Source organism: Streptomyces aurantiacus JA 4570 (genome assembly GCF_000414115.1).
In the GTDB taxonomy this organism is placed as follows: Bacteria; Actinomycetota; Actinomycetes; order Streptomycetales; family Streptomycetaceae; genus Streptomyces; species Streptomyces aurantiacus_A.
Genome location: NZ_AOPZ01000001.1, coordinates 1 through 17,039 on the forward strand (window position 1 = coordinate 1; position 17,039 = coordinate 17,039).

Annotated in this window: 16 protein-coding genes and 1 pseudogene; 9 read left to right on the plus strand and 8 right to left on the minus strand. The window is 70.6% G+C overall.

Features of this window, described 5'->3' with window-relative positions; genetic code table 11:
- Positions 1 to 785, minus strand: a 785-nt coding sequence (locus tag STRAU_RS00005; protein ID WP_158691983.1) for an MFS transporter, incomplete at its 3' end; no start/stop codon positions are given.
- 99 nt (positions 786 to 884) lie between these two features.
- Here STRAU_RS00005 and STRAU_RS00010 point away from each other — a divergent pair.
- Positions 885 to 1,571 (plus strand): FadR/GntR family transcriptional regulator, encoded by a 687-nt coding sequence (locus STRAU_RS00010; RefSeq protein WP_016638137.1) that lies wholly within the window; start codon positions 885 to 887, stop codon positions 1,569 to 1,571.
- Positions 1,572 to 1,600: 29 nt separating this feature from the next.
- On the opposite strand, the gene STRAU_RS00015 is transcribed toward STRAU_RS00010, so the two are convergent.
- The 3 genes from STRAU_RS00015 to fabG form a co-directional block, all read right to left on the minus strand.
- On the minus strand, positions 1,601 to 2,002 hold the full coding sequence (locus tag STRAU_RS00015) for a hypothetical protein (protein ID WP_037656735.1): 402 nt from the start codon (positions 2,000 to 2,002) through the stop codon (positions 1,601 to 1,603).
- Between the two features lie 137 nt (positions 2,003 to 2,139).
- Complete coding sequence (gene fabI, locus STRAU_RS00020) at positions 2,140 to 2,916, minus strand: enoyl-ACP reductase FabI (RefSeq protein ID WP_016638139.1); 777 nt, start codon at positions 2,914 to 2,916, stop codon at positions 2,140 to 2,142.
- Between the two features lie 5 nt (positions 2,917 to 2,921).
- Positions 2,922 to 3,641 carry a 3-oxoacyl-[acyl-carrier-protein] reductase gene (gene fabG / locus STRAU_RS00025; protein ID WP_016638140.1) on the minus strand — a complete coding sequence of 240 codons (720 nt, stop codon included), beginning with the start codon at positions 3,639 to 3,641 and terminating at the stop codon, positions 2,922 to 2,924.
- A gap of 189 nt (positions 3,642 to 3,830) precedes the next feature.
- Here fabG and STRAU_RS00030 point away from each other — a divergent pair, with 189 nt between their 5' ends.
- From STRAU_RS00030 to tyrS, 3 genes are all read left to right on the plus strand, one after another.
- Positions 3,831 to 5,354 (plus strand): TldD/PmbA family protein, encoded by a 1,524-nt coding sequence (locus STRAU_RS00030; protein WP_016638141.1) that lies wholly within the window; start codon positions 3,831 to 3,833, stop codon positions 5,352 to 5,354.
- Positions 5,351 to 6,742, plus strand: a complete 1,392-nt coding sequence (locus STRAU_RS00035) for a metallopeptidase TldD-related protein (protein WP_016638142.1) — start codon at positions 5,351 to 5,353, stop codon at positions 6,740 to 6,742. The genes STRAU_RS00030 and STRAU_RS00035 overlap by 4 nt, the downstream gene beginning before the upstream one ends.
- 80 nt (positions 6,743 to 6,822) lie before the next feature.
- A complete protein-coding gene (gene tyrS / locus STRAU_RS00040; protein WP_016638143.1) occupies positions 6,823 to 8,088 on the plus strand; it encodes a tyrosine--tRNA ligase in 1,266 nt (421 codons plus the stop codon).
- A gap of 147 nt (positions 8,089 to 8,235) precedes the next feature.
- On the opposite strand, the gene STRAU_RS00045 is transcribed toward tyrS, so the two are convergent.
- Entirely contained in the window at positions 8,236 to 8,511 is a 276-nt protein-coding gene (locus STRAU_RS00045) for a GlsB/YeaQ/YmgE family stress response membrane protein (protein WP_016638144.1), read from the minus strand.
- Positions 8,512 to 8,725: 214 nt separating this feature from the next.
- Here STRAU_RS00045 and STRAU_RS00050 point away from each other — a divergent pair, with 214 nt between their 5' ends.
- Positions 8,726 to 9,115 carry a DUF3099 domain-containing protein gene (locus STRAU_RS00050; RefSeq protein ID WP_037656737.1) on the plus strand — a complete coding sequence of 130 codons (390 nt, stop codon included), beginning with the start codon at positions 8,726 to 8,728 and terminating at the stop codon, positions 9,113 to 9,115.
- 178 nt (positions 9,116 to 9,293) lie between these two features.
- Complete coding sequence (locus tag STRAU_RS00055; protein WP_037656739.1) at positions 9,294 to 9,536, plus strand: hypothetical protein; 243 nt, start codon at positions 9,294 to 9,296, stop codon at positions 9,534 to 9,536.
- Between the two features lie 20 nt (positions 9,537 to 9,556).
- Here STRAU_RS00055 and moaA read toward each other — a convergent pair whose 3' ends face one another.
- The 3 genes from moaA to STRAU_RS00070 form a co-directional block, all read right to left on the minus strand.
- On the minus strand, positions 9,557 to 10,549 hold the full coding sequence (gene moaA / locus STRAU_RS00060) for a GTP 3',8-cyclase MoaA (RefSeq protein ID WP_037656742.1): 993 nt from the start codon (positions 10,547 to 10,549) through the stop codon (positions 9,557 to 9,559).
- A 160-nt stretch (positions 10,550 to 10,709) separates the two neighbouring features.
- A complete protein-coding gene (locus tag STRAU_RS00065; RefSeq protein ID WP_016638148.1) occupies positions 10,710 to 12,347 on the minus strand; it encodes a solute symporter family protein in 1,638 nt (545 codons plus the stop codon).
- Positions 12,344 to 12,712 carry a DUF485 domain-containing protein gene (locus STRAU_RS00070; RefSeq protein ID WP_037656745.1) on the minus strand — a complete coding sequence of 123 codons (369 nt, stop codon included), beginning with the start codon at positions 12,710 to 12,712 and terminating at the stop codon, positions 12,344 to 12,346. The genes STRAU_RS00065 and STRAU_RS00070 overlap by 4 nt, the downstream gene beginning before the upstream one ends.
- A 343-nt stretch (positions 12,713 to 13,055) precedes the next feature.
- Between STRAU_RS00070 and STRAU_RS00075 the strand changes: the two genes are divergently transcribed.
- From STRAU_RS00075 to STRAU_RS00085, 3 genes and pseudogenes are all read left to right on the plus strand, one after another.
- Positions 13,056 to 14,666, plus strand: a complete 1,611-nt coding sequence (locus STRAU_RS00075) for a S8 family peptidase (protein ID WP_016638150.1) — start codon at positions 13,056 to 13,058, stop codon at positions 14,664 to 14,666.
- A gap of 8 nt (positions 14,667 to 14,674) precedes the next feature.
- Positions 14,675 to 16,258: a S8 family peptidase gene (locus STRAU_RS00080; protein ID WP_016638151.1), complete on the plus strand. Its 1,584-nt coding sequence runs from the start codon at positions 14,675 to 14,677 to the stop codon at positions 16,256 to 16,258.
- A 142-nt stretch (positions 16,259 to 16,400) separates the two neighbouring features.
- A pseudogene (locus tag STRAU_RS00085) lies at positions 16,401 to 17,039 on the plus strand (CoA transferase); the annotation flags it as partial.

The following is a 17,039-nucleotide window of genomic DNA, read 5'->3' on the forward strand; positions in this document are numbered from 1 at the left end:
GCGTCCCGTCCGGCGCCGGCCCGGCCCTGCCCGGCGTCGGCCGGGTCGGGCCCGCGGTGGCGCACCAGCGGGATCCACGGCACGACGGCGACGACGGCGACCGCCGCCCACACGGCGAGCCCGGTGCGCCAGCTGCCGCCCAGCGCGTCGGTCACCGGCACCGTGACGGCGGCGGCGAGCGAGGTGCCGAGCGCGAGGGCCATCGAGTACAGGCCGGTCATCGAGCCGACGCGGTCCGGGAACCAGCGCTTGACGATCACCGGCATCAGGACGTTGCTGACGGCGATGCCCATCAGCGCGAGCGCGCTCGCGGCCAGGAAGCCGACGGTGCCGCCCAGGAAGGGACGTATCAGCAGACCGGCCGCGATGGCCACCATGCCCGCGCACACCACGGCGCTGGGGCCGAAGCGCCGGGCGAAGCGCGGCGCGAGGCTCCCGAAGACCGCGAAGCACAGCGGCGGTACGGAGGTGAGGAGGCCGGCCAGGGTGCCGCTCATGCCGAGCCCGTCCCGCACCTCTTCGAGGAGCGCGCCGAGGCTGGTGATGGCGGGCCGCAGGTTGAGGGCCGCGAGGACGATGCCGACGACGACCAGACGCGTGGCCCACGCGCGCGTGGCGGCCTGTTTCTCGGCGGCGGCCGCGGCTGCCGCCGACTGCACGGCCCCGGCTCCGCCGATACGCGCGGCAGGCACAGCCGACGACGGCGTCCCCGTACCCATGGCCGCCGTCTCCGTAGTCGCAGTCGTCGTCTTCGTAGTCGTCGTCTTCGCTTCCTCGCTCGCCATGGGAGCCATCATAGAATCATGGGATGATTGGCTGTCCAATCCATTGATCGGCGGCCGCCGGTCGTCCACTCCGTCCGACCGCTCGCCCGAAGGAACGTCATGCCCCTGACCACCCCTCGTCGCTCGGCGCTCTCCGAGCAGGTCATCTCCGAGCTGCGCACCCAGATCTCGTCCGGCGAGTGGCCGGTGGGCTCCCGCATCCCCACCGAGCCCGAGCTGGTCGAGCAGCTCGGCGTGGCGCGGAACACGGTGCGCGAGGCGGTCCGCGCCCTGGCGCACAACGGCCTGCTCGACATCCGGCAGGGCTCGGGCACCTATGTGGTCGCGACCAGCGAGCTGGCGGGCGTGATGCAGCGCAGGTTCGCCGACGCCAGCCCCCGGCACATCGCGGAGCTGCGCGCCACGCTGGAGTCGAGCGCGGCGAGGCTGGCGGCCGAGCGGCGCACCGAGCGGGACCTGCGGCAGCTCGACACGCTCCTCGCCCGCCGCGAGGCGGCGTGGGCGTCGGGTGACGCCGAGGCGTTCGTGGCGGCCGACACGACACTGCACCTGGCCGTGGTGGCCGCGTCCCACAACGACGTCATGACGGCCATGTACGCGGACCTGGGCGAGGTCCTGCGGGACTGGCTGCGCGAGGACATCGGCCGTGAGCTGAATCCGGAGGCCCACATGGACCACAGCCGTCTCGTCGAGGCGATCCGCGCGAGGGACGCGGAGGCCGCCGCGGCGGAGGCGGCGAGCTATCCGTACCTGTGCCGCCCGGAGCGCCTCACGGACGACGCCTGAGGATCACCTGCCCCCGCCGCGTCCCGGCCTCAGCGCTGATGGCTGACCCACACGGAGCGGATCTCCTTCCAGCACCGCCCCGTGAGCCGCACGGTCATGGCCGGGCCGGCCGCGACGGGGTGGCTGTCGCTGTCGACGTCCCACCAGCGGTCGCACTCGATGTGCAGCCGGACCCGGTCGGTCTCGGGATAGGGGTTGTGGCAGTACGCGACGGCGGTGGAGCCCTGGACGCTGCTGCGGCACTCGGCGCCGAACGGCCGGTCGTCGTGCGCCGGCCGCGCCGGCTGCGCAGGTCGCGTGGGCTGCGCCGCGTTCGCCGTCTTCGCCGGCTGACGGGTCACGGCCCCGCCCGCGCCGTGCGACGCGGCGTCGTAGGGCAGGGCGATCAGGAGGGCGAGGGCGGCGAGCACCGCACCAGGTGACCAGCGCACACTTCAGGGTGCGTGGTCCGGGCCCGCCCTCGCCCGGTCAGGCGGCCGAACGGGCGACGCCCCGCCTCCCGCGCGCTGCGGGAAACGGGGCGTCGGCCACGTACGAAGAAGACGTACGCGAACGTACGAAGACCTGTTCAGGCACCCATCATGTGGACGCCGCCGTCGACGTGCACGACCTCGCCCGTCGTCTTCGGGAAGAAGTCCGACAGGAGGCCGACGACGCCGCGGCCCGCCGGCTCCGGGTTGGCCATGTCCCACTCCAGCGGGGAGCGGGTGTTCCACACGTCCGCGAGCTCCTCGAAGCCCGGGATGGACTTGGCGGCCATGGACTTGATCGGGCCGGCCGAGACCATGTTGACGCGGACGTTCCGGCCGCCCAGGTCACGCGCGAGGTAGCGCCCGGTGGACTCGAGGGCGGCCTTGGCGACGCCCATCCAGTCGTACTTCGGCCAGGCGATCGAGCCGTCGAAGGTGATGCCGACGACCGAGCCGCCGCCGCGCTTCTCCATCAGCGGGAGCAGAGCCATGGTGAGCGACTTCAGGGAGTACGCCGAGACCTGGAGGGCGGTCGAGACGTCCTCCCAGTCGGCCTCCAGGAAGTTGAAGGCGCCCTGCGGGCCGAAGGCGATCGAGTGGACGATGCCGTCGATGCCCTCGTCGTCGCCGAAGTACTCGTTGACCTTGGCGGCCAGGGAGTCCAGGTGCTCCTGGTCGGTCACGTCCATCTCGATGACCGTGGTGGGCTTGGGCAGCCGCTTGGCGATACGCTCCACGAGCGTGACCCGGCCGAAGCCGGTGAGGACGACCTCGGCGCCCTGCTCCTGGGCGACCTTGGCCGCGTGGAAGGCGATGGAGCCCTCCGTGAGGACGCCCGTGACGAGGATGCGCTTGCCGTCGAGAATTCCGCTCATGGTGATCAGTGACCCATGCCCAATCCGCCGTCAACCGGGATGACGGCTCCAGTGATGTACGAGGCGTCGTCCGACGCGAGGAACCTCACCGTGGCGGCGATCTCCTCGGGCTTGGCGTAACGGCCGAGCGGCACCTGCGAGACGATGTTCGCGCGCTGCTCGTCCGTCAGCACCTGGGTCATGTCGGTGTCGACAAAACCGGGCGCGACGACGTTGAAGGTGAGGTTGCGCGACCCGAGCTCCCGGGCGAGCGAACGCGCGAAGCCGACCAGGCCCGCCTTGGAGGCGGCGTAGTTCGCCTGGCCGGGCGAGCCGTAGAGGCCGACGACGGAGGAGATGAGCACGACGCGGCCCTTCTTGGCGCGCAGCATGCCGCGGTTGGCCCGCTTCACGACGCGGAAGGTGCCGGTGAGGTTGGTGTCCAGGACGGACGTGAAGTCCTCCTCGGACATGCGCATCAGGAGCTGGTCCTTGGTGATGCCCGCGTTGGCGACCAGGACCTCGACGGCGCCGTGCTTCTCCTCGATCTCCTTGTATGCCTGCTCCACCATCTCGGCGTCCGTGATGTCGCACTTGACGGCGAGGACGCCGGCCGCGGTGAGGTCCTTGGGCGGCTCACCCGAGCGGTAGGTGATCGCGACCTTGTCGCCGGCGTCGGCGAACGCGCGGGCGATGGCGAGGCCGATGCCCCGGTTTCCTCCAGTGACGAGAACCGAGCGGCTCAACGGATCACCCTTTCCTTGACGGTGTGGTCACCCGAAAACCTATCGGTACCGTGCGCGATACGGAGAATCGGCGACCAACAGTGGCGTAGATGAGTCGCTGTTGGATCCCTACAGAAAGTGGTGGCCACCGTCCGGTTCGCGCGCCATGATCGGACGGACCGGCGCCGGACGATCCGAGGGAGACATTCCGTGCCTCATTCCATCGATGAAGCCTTCACGGCGTTGCCGCTGAGGGCTCTCGCCGACGCCGCGCTGGCCCGTGCGCGGGCGCTCGGCGCCGAGCACGCGGACTTCCGCTTCGAGCGGGTGCGCAGCGCGGCCTGGCGGCTGCGGGACGCCAGGCCGGCCGCGTCCTCCGACACCACGGACCTGGGCTACGCGGTGCGTGTGGTGCACGGCGGGACGTGGGGCTTCGCCTCGGGCGTGGATCTGACGATGGACGCGGCGGCACGTGTCGCCTCCCAGGCCGTCGCGATGGCGAAGCTCTCGGCCCAGGTGATCAAGGCGGCGGGGTCGGACGAGCGCGTCGAGCTGGCCGACGAGCCGGTGCACGCGGAGCGGACCTGGGTGTCGTCGTACGAGATCGACCCCTTCTCCGTGCCGGACGAGGAGAAGACGGGGCTGCTCGCGGAGTGGAGCGCGCGGCTGCTCGCCGCCGAGGGGGTCGCGCACGTCGACGCCTCGCTGCTCACGGTGCACGAGAACAAGTTCTACGCGGACACGGCGGGCACGGTGACCACCCAGCAGCGGGTGCGTCTGCATCCGCAACTGACCGCCGTCGCCGTCGACGAGTCCAGCGGCGAGTTCGACTCGATGCGCACCATCGCGCCGCCGGTCGGCCGCGGCTGGGAGTACCTCACCGGGTCCACCTGGGACTGGGCCGGGGAACTCGCCCGGATTCCGGAGCAGTTGGCGGAAAAGATGCGGGCGCCGAGCGTCGAGGCGGGCCAGTACGACCTCGTCGTCGACCCCTCGAACCTCTGGCTCACGATCCACGAGTCCATCGGCCACGCCACGGAGCTGGACCGCGCGCTCGGCTACGAGGCCGCGTACGCGGGCACCTCGTTCGCCACCTTCGACCAGCTCGGCAAGCTCGCGTACGGCTCGTCGCTGATGAATGTGACGGGTGACCGCACGGCCGAGCACGGGCTCGCGACCATCGGGTACGACGACGAGGGCGTGGCCGCGCAGTCCTGGGACCTGGTCAAGGACGGCACCCTCGTCGGCTACCAGCTGGACCGGCGCATCGCGAAGCTCACCGGCTTCGAGCGCTCCAACGGCTGCGCGTACGCCGACTCCCCCGGGCACGTCCCGGTGCAGCGCATGGCGAACGTCTCGCTCCAGCCGGATCCCGGCGGGCTGTCCACGGAGGACCTGATCAGCGGCGTGGACCGGGGCATCTATGTGGTCGGCGACCGGTCCTGGTCGATCGACATGCAGCGATACAATTTTCAGTTCACCGGCCAGCGCTTCTACAAGATCGAGAACGGGCGGCTCACCGGCCAGCTGCGCGATGTCGCGTACCAGGCCACGACCACCGACTTCTGGGGCTCGATGACGGCGGTCGGCGGCCCGCAGACGTACGTACTCGGCGGCGCCTTCAACTGCGGAAAGGCCCAGCCGGGCCAGGCCGCGTCCGTGTCGCACGGCTGCCCCTCCGCCCTCTTCAAGGGCGTCAACATTCTGAACACCACGCAGGAGGCCGGTCGATGAGCCCCACCGCCAAGCCGCACGAGATCGTCGAGCGTGCCCTGGAGCTGTCCACCGCCGACGGCTGTGTGGTGATCGCCGACGAGGAGTCGTCGGCGAACCTGCGCTGGGCGGGCAACGCGCTCACCACCAACGGCGTCACCCGCGGCCGCACCCTCACCGTCATCGCCACGGTCGACGGCAAGGAGGGCACCGCCTCCGGCGTCGTCTCGCGCTCCGCGGTGACCGCGGACGATCTTGAGCCGCTGGTGCGGGCCGCCGAGGCCGCGGCGCGCTCGGCCGGGTCCGCGGAGGACGCGCAGCCGCTCGTGACCGGCGGCCCGGCGTCGCCGGACTTCACGGACGCGCCCGCCGAGACCTCGTCCGCGGTCTTCGCGGACTTCGCGCCGGCGCTCGGCGAGGCGTTCGCCCTCGCGCGGGCGGGCGGACGCGAGCTGTACGGCTTCGCCAACCACGAGCTGACCTCCAGCTATGTCGGTACGTCGACGGGGCTGCGGCTGCGCCACGACCAGCCGAGCGGCACGCTCGAGCTGAACGCGAAGTCGCCGGACCGCACGCGCTCGGCGTGGGCGGGCAGGGCGACCCGTGACTTCAAGGACGTCGACCCCGGCGCCCTGGACGAGGAGCTGGCGCGGCGCCTGGCCTGGGCCGAGCGGCGGGTGGAGCTGCCGGCCGGGCGGTACGAGACGCTGCTCCCGCCGACCGCCGTCGCCGACCTGCTGATCTACCAGCTGTGGTCGTCGGCCGCGCGGGACGCCGCGGAGGGCCGCACGGTGTTCTCCAAGCCGGGCGGCGGCACCCGCGTCGGCGAGCGGGTCGCGGAGCTGCCGCTGACGCTGCGCAGCGACCCGAACGAGCCGGGCCTGGAGTCGGCGCCCTTCGTGATCGCGCACGCCTCGGGCGACGACGCGTCCGTGTTCGACAACGGACTGCCGCTGACGCCCACGGAGTGGATCCGCGAGGGCGAGCTCGCGCGGCTCACCACCACCCGGCACAGCGCGGGCCTTACCGGCATGCCGGTGGCCCCGGCGATCGACAACCTGGTGCTCGACGGCGGCTCGGACCGTTCGCTGGACGAGATGGTCGCGGCCACCGAGCGCGGCCTGCTGCTCACCTGCCTCTGGTACATCCGGGAGGTGGACCCGGCGACGCTGCTGCTCACCGGCCTGACCAGGGACGGCGTGTACCTGGTGGAGAACGGCGAGGTGGTCGGCGAGGTGAACAACTTCCGCTTCAACGAGTCGCCGGTGGACCTGCTGTCGCGGGCCAGTGAGGCGGGCCGTACGGAGAAGACGCTGCCGCGCGAGTGGGGCGACTGGTTCACCCGGGCCGCGATGCCCGCGCTGCGGGTGCCGGATTTCAATATGAGTTCGGTCAGCCAGGGCGTATAACCTCGGACACTGCGCCCCGATCCATCCCGAGGTGCACGCACCTCGGACAGTCCAAGCACACCCAAGGAGACACGAGACCCGTGACGGACATCGTCGACGAGCTGAAGTGGCGGGGACTGTTTTCCCAGTCCACCGACGAAGAGGCACTGCGCAAGGCGCTCGCGGACGGTCCCGTCACGTTCTATTGCGGCTTCGACCCGACGGCGGCGAGCCTGCACGTCGGGCATCTGGTGCAGGTCCTGACCGTGCGCCGCCTGCAGCAGGCGGGCCACCGCCCGCTCGCCCTGGTGGGCGGCGCCACGGGCCAGATCGGTGACCCGCGGCCGACCGCTGAGCGCACCCTGAACGACCCGGAGACGGTCGCGAACTGGGTGTCGCGGCTGCGCTCGCAGATCGAGCCGTTCCTGTCCTTCGAGGGCGAGAACGCCGCGGTCATGGTCAACAACCTGGACTGGACCGCGGGCATGTCCGCGATCGAGTTCCTGCGGGACATCGGCAAGCACTTCCGCGTGAACAAGATGCTCACCAAGGACTCGGTGGCCCGCCGCCTCGAGTCGCAGGAAGGCATCAGCTACACCGAGTTCAGCTACCAGCTGCTCCAGGGCATGGACTTCCTGGAGCTGTACCGGCGCCACGGCTGCGTCCTGCAGACCGGCGGCTCCGACCAGTGGGGCAACCTCACGGCGGGCATCGACCTGATCCACCGCCTGGAGCCGGAGGCGACGGTGCACGCCGTCGCCACGCCCCTGATGACCAAGGCGGACGGCACCAAGTTCGGCAAGACCGAGGGCGGCGCCGTCTGGCTCGACCCGGAGATGACGACGCCGTACGCGTTCTACCAGTTCTGGCTGAATGTGGACGACCGGGACATCTTGACGTACCTGCGCATCCTCAGCTTCAAGTCCCGCGAGGAGCTGGAGGAGCTGGAGAAGCAGACCGAGGAGCGCCCGCAGGCACGCGCCGCGCAGCGCGCGCTGGCCGAGGAGCTGACCGCGCTGGTGCACGGCGCCGACCAGTGCGCGGCCGTGATCGCCGCGTCGAAGGCGCTGTTCGGCCAGGGCGAGCTCGACGGGCTCGACGAGGCGACGCTCGCGGCGGCGCTCTCCGAGCTCCCGCACATCCAGGTCGCCGAGCTCGGCCAGGTCGTCGACCTGTTCGCCGAGGTCGGCCTGGTCGCGAGCAAGTCGGCCGCGCGCCGCACGGTCAAGGAGGGCGGCGCCTACGTGAACAACGCGAAGGTCGCCTCCGAGGACGCCGTGCCGGCCCGCGAGGACCTGCTGCACGGGCGCTGGCTGGTGCTGCGCCGGGGCAAGAAGAACCTGGCGGCGGTCGAGGTCACGGCCTGACGACCCGCGTCAGGGCCTGACCGCCGGGCGCCCGCGGGCAGTCCGGCCCTCGGAGCCTGTCTTCGAACCCCCGCCCGCGCCCCGAGGCACACGCATGCGGGAGGGGCCGATCCACCCGGATCGGCCCCTGCCGCACCGCGACGGCCGTCAGGTCGTCCGTTTCTTTCCCTTGAGCATCGTGTACGCGGCATCGCCCAGGCCCACCACCACGAGCGCCGCAACCAGCTGGAGGGCGTGCCGCCCCCAGTCGATTCCCTTCGTCTCGTCGATGCCGAACCCGGCGGCCATCCAGTTGCCGAGTACCGCGCCGATGATGCCGAAGATGGTCGTCAGCCACAGCGGACTGTGCTGTTTGCCCGGGAGGATCGCCTTGGCGATCAGGCCCAGCACGAATCCCACGATGATCGCCCACAACCAGCCCATAGCTGCCTCCTCAGACGGCTCGACATGAGCATTACGCTCAGTGTCGGTCCATCCGCCATACGGCGCATGTCGGGCAGCTCCATACGTGGCGCGACGCACTCATCACCAGGAGGTGGACCGGCCCCCGGTCTACGCGTCTGCGCATGCGCGGCGTAACGTGGTGGAGCGTCCAGGCCGGGGAGAGCCTGGCAAAACGGGCAGGCGGTGGAACGTGATGCGGAAGCAGAGCAGCGCCGAGGTCTTCCGGATCACGGGGGCCCGGCAGGGCCTCGCGGACGACGTGCGGGGGCGGCAGCGGCGCTATGTGATCTCGATGTCGGTCCGCACTGTTTCAGTCATTGCCGCGGCGGTGCTCTGGAACGTCGAGCGGCATGTCGCGCTGGTCGCTCTGGTGCTCGGCATCCTTCTGCCGTACGTCGCCGTGGTGATCGCCAACGCCGGCCGGGAGAACGCTCCTTCGCTGCCGTCAACCTTCGTACCGGCACCGTCGCGTCCGATGCTGCCCCCGACGGCGTCCCGCGGACGGGACGCGGAACCCGTCCCGGAAGACGCGACGGGGGCCGCCCACAAGGCGCCGGGCACACCGTCACACGAACAGAGCTGACCGTCGACCTTACGCCAAGCTCAAGAAATGCTCAGATCAATCATGCAGTTCCGGTGCCAGGCGGCCACTCCCCCGTGACATACTTCGTACGCGCTCCGCATCCCCCGTCGGAGCGACAGACCGACGCCGGGCAGCTCCCCCCGTGGCTGCTCGGCGTCGCCTTGTTTGGGATGAATACGTGAGCGACGAAACACCGATCTGTTCCGCCAAGGGCTGCCGCGATGCCGCGGTATGGGTGCTCGCCTGGAACAACCCGAAGATCCACACCCCGGAGCGGCGCAAGACGTGGATCGCGTGCGACGAGCACCGTGAGCATCTGTCCCAATTCCTGGGCGTACGGGGCTTCTTGAAGGACGTCGTGCCGCTGAGCGAGTGGGAGCAGCCCGAAGGATCGGGCGGCGCCCAGCACCCGGCCGGCTAGCCGCCCGTCGCGGACGCCGGCTAGCCGCCGATCGCGGACATCGGGCGGTCCGGCTGCAGGAACGTCGGGTCGTCCAGGCCCGAGCCCGCCTTCTTGCCCCACATCGCGAGCTTCCAGATGCGGGCGATCTCGTCGTCCGCACTGTCGTCTGCCCGCAGGGCCGCCCTGAGGTCGGTCTCCTCCGTGGCGAACAGGCAGGTGCGCACCTGGCCGTCGGCCGTGAGGCGGGTGCGGTCGCAGGCGGAGCAGAACGGGCGGGTGACGGAGGCGATCACGCCGACGCGGTGCGGGCCGCCGTCGACCAGCCAGCGCTCTGCCGGGGCGGAGCCGCGCTTCTCGGAGCCCTCCTCGGTGAGCTCGAAGCGGGTGCGCAGCGAGGCCAGGATGTCACCGGCCGTGATCATGCCGTCCCGCTTCCAGCCGTGCTGGGCGTCCAGGGGCATCTGCTCGATGAAGCGCAGTTCGTAGTCGTTCTCCACGGCCCAGGCGAGCAGGTCGGGGGCCTCGTCGTCGTTCAGGCCCGGCATCAGGACGGAGTTGACCTTGACCGGGGTGAGGCCCGCATCGCGGGCGGCTTCGAGACCTTCGAGGACGTCGCGGTGGCGGTCACGGCGGGTGAGGGTCTTGAAGACGTCCGGGCGCAGGGTGTCCAGGGAGACGTTGACCCGGTCCAGGCCCGCCGCCTTCAGGGCCTCGGCGGTGCGCTTGAGGCCGATGCCGTTCGTCGTCAGGGACATCTTGGGGCGCGGTTCGAGGGCGGCGCAGCGCTCGACGATGCCGACCAGGCCCGGGCGCAGCAGCGGTTCACCGCCGGTGAAGCGGACTTCCTCGATGCCGAGCCGGGTCACCGCTATGCGGATGAGCCGGACGATCTCGTCGTCCGTGAGCAGATCCGGCTTGGCCAGCCACTGCAGGCCCTCCTCCGGCATGCAGTAGGTGCAGCGCAAATTGCAGCGGTCGGTCAATGAAACGCGCAGGTCAGTGGCTACTCGGCCATAGGTGTCGATGAGCACTGCGGCCCCCTCCCCGGCGGTTGGATGCTGATGTTCCCGACTGGTTCCGACCTTACGCCAGACCACTGACAACGCCATGGGCTATTTGCCACGAGGAACGGTGCGGCCGCGTCGTAGGACTCTACGACGCGGCCGCTACAGGCAGATGAACAAGGTCCGGTCAGTGGGCCCCGACGCCGGTGAGGGACTTGACCTCCAGCTCCGCGTACTTGCCCTTGTCCGGCTCCTCCTTGGAGAGGATCGAGCCGAGCCAGCCGAGCAGGAAGCCCAGCGGGATGGAGATCAGGCCCGGGTTCTCCAGCGGGAAGAAGTCGAAATTCGCGTCGGGGAACATCGAGGTGGGCTTGCCCGAGACGACCGGCGAGAACAGCACGAGGCCGACGGCCGTGGCGAGGCCGCCGTAGATGGACCAGAGCGCGCCCTGCGTGGTGAACCGCTTCCAGAACAGGCTGTAGAGGATCGTCGGCAGGTTCGCGGAGGCGGCGACCGCGAAGGCGAGGGCGACCAGGCCCGCGACGTTCAGGTCGCGGGCCAGGGCGCCGAGCGCGATGGAGACGATGCCGATGAACACGGTCGACCAGCGGGCCGCCTTCATCTCCTCCTTCTCGGTGGCCTTGCCCTTGCGGATGACGTTGGCGTAGATGTCGTGCGCGAACGAGGACGACGAGGCGAGGGTCAGGCCCGCGACGACCGCGAGGATGGTGGCGAAGGCGACCGCGGAGATCACGGCGAGCAGGATGGCGCCGCCGGCCGAGTCGCCGCCGCCGCCGATCTCCAGTGCGGTGAGCGGGGCCGCGGTGTTGCCCGCCTTGTTCGACGCGATGATGTCGCCGGGCTTGAGCAGGGCGGCGGCGCCGAAGCCGAGGACGATCGTCATCAGGTAGAAGGCGCCGATGATGCCGATCGCCCAGTTCACGGACTTACGGGCGGCCTTGGCCGTGGGCACCGTGTAGAAGCGGATCAGGATGTGCGGCAGGCCCGCGGTGCCGAGGACCAGGGCGATGCCGAGCGAGATGAAGTCCAGCTTCGACGTGCCGGAGGCGCCGTACTTGAGGCCGGGCTCCAGGAACGCCGACCCCTTGCCGCTGTTGGAGGCGGCCGTGCCGAGCAGGTCGGAGACGTTGAAGTTGAACTTCAGCAGGATCAGGAAGGTGATGAGCACGGTGCCCGTGATGAGCAGGACGGCCTTGACCATCTGCACCCAGGTGGTGCCCTTCATGCCGCCGATGGTGACGTAGACGATCATCAGGACGCCGACCAGGGCGACGATGAGGATCTTGCCGGTGTCGGTGGTGATGCCGAGCAGCAGCGAGACGAGGACGCCCGCGCCCGCCATCTGCGCGAGCAGGTAGAAGATCGACACGACGATGGTGGAGGTGCCCGCGGCCGTACGGACCGGGCGCTGGCGCATCCGGTACGCGAGGACGTCGCCCATCGTGTAGCGGCCGGAGTTGCGCAGCGGCTCGGCGACCAGGAGCAGCGCCACCAGCCAGGCGACCAGGAAGCCGATGGAGTAGAGGAACCCGTCGTACCCGAAGAGGGCGATGGCGCCCGCGATGCCGAGGAAGGACGCGGCGGACATGTAGTCGCCGGAGATCGCGAGGCCGTTCTGGAAGCCGGTGAACTGGCGGCCGCCCGCGTAGAAGTCGGCGGCGCTCTTGGTCTGCCGGCCCGCCCAGACGGTGATGATGAGCGTCGCGACGACGAAGGCCGCGAAGAGGCTGATGATCAGCGGCCGGTGCTCGGAGGCGTCGGACGCCGCGGCCAAGTCGATGACGGCGGTGTGCGCGGGGCTCATGCGTCGCCCTCCATACGGGACTTGATCGCCTCGGACTTCGGGTCGAGCTTCGACGCGGCGTGGCGCGAATAGAACCAGGCGATGAGGAAGGTGGTCAGGAACTGCCCGAGACCGAGCACCAGGGCGACGTTGATGTTGCCGAACAGCTTGGTGCCCATGAAGTCGCCCGCGTAGTTGGAGAGCAGGACGTACACGAGGTACCAGGCGATGAACGCGATGGTGAGCGGGAACGCGAACGAGCGGTGGGCCGTGCGCAGTTCACCGAACTCCGCGCTCTGCTGCACCTCGACGAACTCCTCCGTGGAGGGAGTGCGGGGCGTGGGTTCTTGGCCGCCCTTCGGTGGTGGCGGTGGTTCGGTGGCCACGGAGTCTCCTCGTGGTGCGGGGGCGGTGGGGACGGAAGCGGTGCGGTCCATGCGATCGGCGTGCTCTCTGCTCTCGAAGTGACACGGATCACGCGGGCCGCGGATGGTGATGCTAAGCCCAGGGGACGTGATCCGACAGGGGGCTGATATTGGTTCTGTCCACTGTTCAACGTCACGACGGCACGCCCGAAGCGGTCGAACTCCCCCTTTTCCCGCTTTCTGCGGGAAGCCATTGCTGGCCTGGGAGTTCGGGGGATAACTTCACCCTGCACCACTCGTCATGCACCTGCCCGAGCACCAGCAGTGTTCGGGCAGTTCCGTATCCGGATGATGTGGAGATCCCATGGCTCATCTGCGCTCCTCGCGCACGTCGCGCTCACGCTCCAGACGCCTGGCGCTCGCGCTGCCCCTCGGTGTCGCGCTCGCCGCGGCGGTCGGCTTCGCGCCCGGCGCCGCGACCGCCGCCCCGTCGGACGCCCCCGGTTCCACCACCGCGCGGGCCGCCGACACCGCGGCCGCCGGCAAGCTGGCGTACGTCGTCAACACCCGGACGGACGCCAAGACCATCGCCGCCGTGAAGAAGGCGATAGCCAAGGCCGACGGCACGGTCGTCGTCACGTACAAGAAGATAGGCGTGATCGTCGCCCACTCGGCCAATCCGGACTTCGGCAAGCAGCTGCGTGACGTGCGCGGTGTGCACTCCGCGGGCGCGACCCGCACCTCCCCGCTGACGCCGGCCGCCACGACGCAGGAGGGCGCGCCGTCCTTCCTGACTGAGGCGCAGCGGCAGGCCGCCAAGGAGGGGGCCAAGTCCCTCCCGCAGGGCGCCGCTTCGGGCAAGGGTGCCGCCCCGGCCCAGGAGCCCCTTGAGGCCGACCAGTGGGACCTGCGCTCCATAGGCGCCGACAAGGCCGCCAAGATCAACCCGGGCAGCAAGAAGGTCACCGTCGGCGTCATCGACACCGGTGTGGACGACACCCACCCCGACCTCGCGCCCAACTTCTCGGCCTCGCAGTCCGCGAGCTGTGTCGGCGGCAAGGCGGACACCTCCGCCGGTGCCTGGCGTCCGGCGAAGAAGGAGCACTACCACGGCACGCACGTCGCGGGCGAGATAGCCGCCGCCCGCAACGGCGTCGGCGTCGCGGGTGTGGCGCCCGGCGTCAAGGTCGCGGGCATCAAGGTGGCCGACCCGGTCAGCGAGCTGTTCTTCCCGGAGAGCGTCGTCTGCGCCTTCGTGTTCGCCGCCGACAACGGCATCGAGATCACCAACAACAGCTATTACGTGGACCCGTGGCTGTACAACTGCAAGGACGACCCGGACCAGCGGGCCATCCTCGACGCGGTGAACCGGGCCCAGCTGTACGCCCAGAAGAAGGGCACCCTGAACCTCGCCTCCGCGGGCAACTCCAACCACGACCTGGACGCGGACGAGATCGTCGACGACTCCAGCCCCGACGACTCCACGCCGGTGACGCGCACCATCGACCCGAGCGAGTGCCTGGACGTGCCGACCCAGCTCCCGGGCGTCGTCACGGTCAGCGCGACGGGCGTGTACAACGCCAAGTCCTACTACTCCACGTACGGCAACGGCGTCATCGACGTCGCGGCCCCCGGCGGTGACCGGCGCTACCAGAAGCCGACCGACACCCCCTCCAAGGACGGCGGCATCCTCTCCACGATGCCCGGCGGCGAGTACGCGTGGCTGCAGGGCACGTCCATGGCGTCCCCGCACGCGGCGGGCGTCGCGGCGCTGCTGAAGTCCACGCACCCCAAGGCGGGCCCGGCCCAGCTGCAGGGGCTGCTCAAGCGCCAGGCCGACAATCCCGGCTGCCCGACGAAGCCGTACGACCCGGACGGCGACGGCAAGGTCGACGCGGTCTGCGAGGGCGGCAAGAACAAGAACGGCTTCTACGGCCACGGGATCGTCGACGCGCTCGACGCCGTCAAGAAGTGAGGAGCCCGATGACCAGTCACTCCACTCGCTCCAAGCCCCTCGCGCGGCGCGCGCTCGCCCTTCCGCTCGGCGTCGCGGTGGTGTCCGCGCTCGCCTTCCTGCCGGGCACGGCCTCGGCGCAGCCCGACGCTCCCGCGGCTCCGGCGGCCGCGGGCTCCGGGGTCCTGGCCGCCGCCGCGGACGGCTCGTCGATGAGCTACGTCGTCAACATACGCACCGGCCAAGGGAGTTGGGCGGCCAAGTACGTCAAGAAGGCCATCGCCAAGGCCGGCGGCAAGGTCGTGATCTCGTACGACCGGATCGGTGTCGTCGTCGTCCACTCCGCGAACCCCGACTTCGCGAAGACGATCCGCAAGGTCAAGGGCGTGCAGTCGGCCGGTGCCACGCGCACGGCGCCGCTGTCCGCGCAGACCAGCGACGACATCGACGACGCGCGGCCGCTGTCCGCGAAGGAGGCCGAGGGGGCGAAGGCCGCCGCGGGGAAGGCCGCGGGCGACCAGGACGAGCTGGAGCCGCTCCAGTGGGACCTGCCCGCCATGAAGGCGGACCAGGCCCACAAGGTCTCCCTCGGCAGCCCGAAGGTGACCGTCGGCGTCCTCGACTCCGGCGTCGACGACACGCACCCGGACATCGCGCCGAACTTCGACAAGCGCGCGTCCGCGAGTTGTCTGGGCGGCGTGCCCACGCAGAAGGACAACGCGTGGCGGCCGGTGGCCAAGGAGAGCGACCACGGCATGCACGTGGCGGGCACCATCGCCGCCGCGAAGAACGGCACCGGCGTCACCGGCGTCGCGCCGGGCGTGAAGGTCGCGAGCCTGAAGGTGGCCGAGCCGGCGACCGGCCTCTACTACACGGAGGCCGTCGTCTGCGGCTTCATGTGGGCGGCCGACCACGGCGTGGACGTCACGAACAGCAGCTACTACACGGACCCGTGGCTGTTCAACTGCCGTACCGACGACGACCAGAAGGCCCTCGTCGACGCGGTCGGGCGGGCCACCCGCTACGCGGAGCGCAAGGGCGCGGTGAACGTCGCCGCGGCCGGCAACGCGAAGACGGACCTCGCCCAGGACGAGATCGTCGACGAGTCGAGCCCGAACGACACCACTCCGGTGAAGCGGACCATCAAGACCGCGGACTGCTTCGACATACCGTCGCAGCTCCCGGGCGTGGTGACCGTGTCGTCGACCGGCGCGAAGAACATCAAGTCGTCGTTCTCGAACTACGGCAAGGGCGTCATCGACATCGCGGCGCCGGGCGGCGACTCCACGGCGTTCCAGAAGCCGCAGCCGCCCGCCACCAGCGGGCTGATCCTGTCGACGCTGCCGGGCAACAAGTTCGGCTACAAGGCCGGTACGTCGATGGCCTCGCCGCACGCCGCGGGCGTGGCCGCGCTCATCAAGTCGTCGCACCCGAAGGCGACTTCGGCCCGGGTGAAGGCCCTGCTGTACCGGCAGGCCGACGCGATGCCGTGCACGGACCCGTACGACATCGACGGCGACGGCAAGGTCGACGCGGTGTGCGAGGGCGGCAGGAACAAGAACGGCTTCTATGGCGGGGGCATGGCCGACGCGTTGGACGCCGTGCGGAAGTGACGCCTCAGTGAGGTGCGCTGCCGAAGTGACGCTTCTGTGAGGTGCGTCGGGGCCGGGTGGTCTGCTGACCGCCCGGCCCTTCGGCGTGCCGGTCCATGGGCCCGGGTGCCGGTCCTCGCGAGGCGCGCGGCATAGTGACTGCATGACGCACTCACCTGTGGTCGGGAAGGCCGAGGTGCCCCCTCCTTTGCGCGGTGCCGCTGCCGCCTGGGACGCGCTCGGCGGGGATCCCGCGCTGCTCTCACGGCTCTCCCCCGTCGTGCGCGAGGACACCCTCCCCGCGAAGCTGCCCGTGCGGGCGCTCGCGCGGTCCTGCGTGGGCGTGTGCACGCTCGCCGCTGCCGAGTTGGCCGCCCTGCGCACCGGGCGCGACGTTCCGCACGCGCGCGTGGACGACGGTTCCGTGGCCGCCGCGTTCACCAGTGAACGGCACCTGCTCGTGAACGGGCGCGCGCCGGTCACGTTCGCGCCCCTGTCGCGGTTCTGGCGCACCGCCGACGGGTGGGTGCGCACGCACGCCAACTACCCGCACCACAGGGCGCGTCTGCTGACCGCGCTGGGGCTCGGGGACGCCGAGGCGACCGAGGCGTCGGTGGAGTCCGTCGGCGCGCGGCTGGCGGAGCTGTCCGCCGTCGAGGTCGAGGAGTCGGTGTACGCCGCAGGGGGCCTGGCCGTCGCGCTGCGCACGCCGGACGAGTGGGCCGCGCACCCGCAGGGCGCCGCGGCGGCCCGGCTCCCCCTGGTGGGCCGGGAGCGGCTCGACGGCGGCCCGGACGCGGTG

Excerpts from the sequence above, each read along its gene's own strand:
- STRAU_RS00045 (WP_016638144.1), bottom strand. The coding sequence starts at position 8,511 with ATGGGCTGGTTGTGGGCGATCATCGTGGGATTCGTGCTGGGCCTGATC.
- STRAU_RS00065 (WP_016638148.1), bottom strand. The coding sequence starts at position 12,347 with ATGAGCCCCGCGCACACCGCCGTCATCGACTTGGCCGCGGCGTCCGAC.
- fabI (WP_016638139.1), bottom strand. The coding sequence starts at position 2,916 with ATGAGCGGAATTCTCGACGGCAAGCGCATCCTCGTCACGGGCGTCCTC.
- STRAU_RS00080 (WP_016638151.1), top strand. The coding sequence starts at position 14,675 with ATGACCAGTCACTCCACTCGCTCCAAGCCCCTCGCGCGGCGCGCGCTC.
- STRAU_RS00035 (WP_016638142.1), top strand. The coding sequence starts at position 5,351 with ATGAGCCCCACCGCCAAGCCGCACGAGATCGTCGAGCGTGCCCTGGAG.
- STRAU_RS00010 (WP_016638137.1), top strand. The coding sequence starts at position 885 with ATGCCCCTGACCACCCCTCGTCGCTCGGCGCTCTCCGAGCAGGTCATC.
- STRAU_RS00075 (WP_016638150.1), top strand. The coding sequence starts at position 13,056 with ATGGCTCATCTGCGCTCCTCGCGCACGTCGCGCTCACGCTCCAGACGC.
- STRAU_RS00050 (WP_037656737.1), top strand. The coding sequence starts at position 8,726 with ATGCGGAAGCAGAGCAGCGCCGAGGTCTTCCGGATCACGGGGGCCCGG.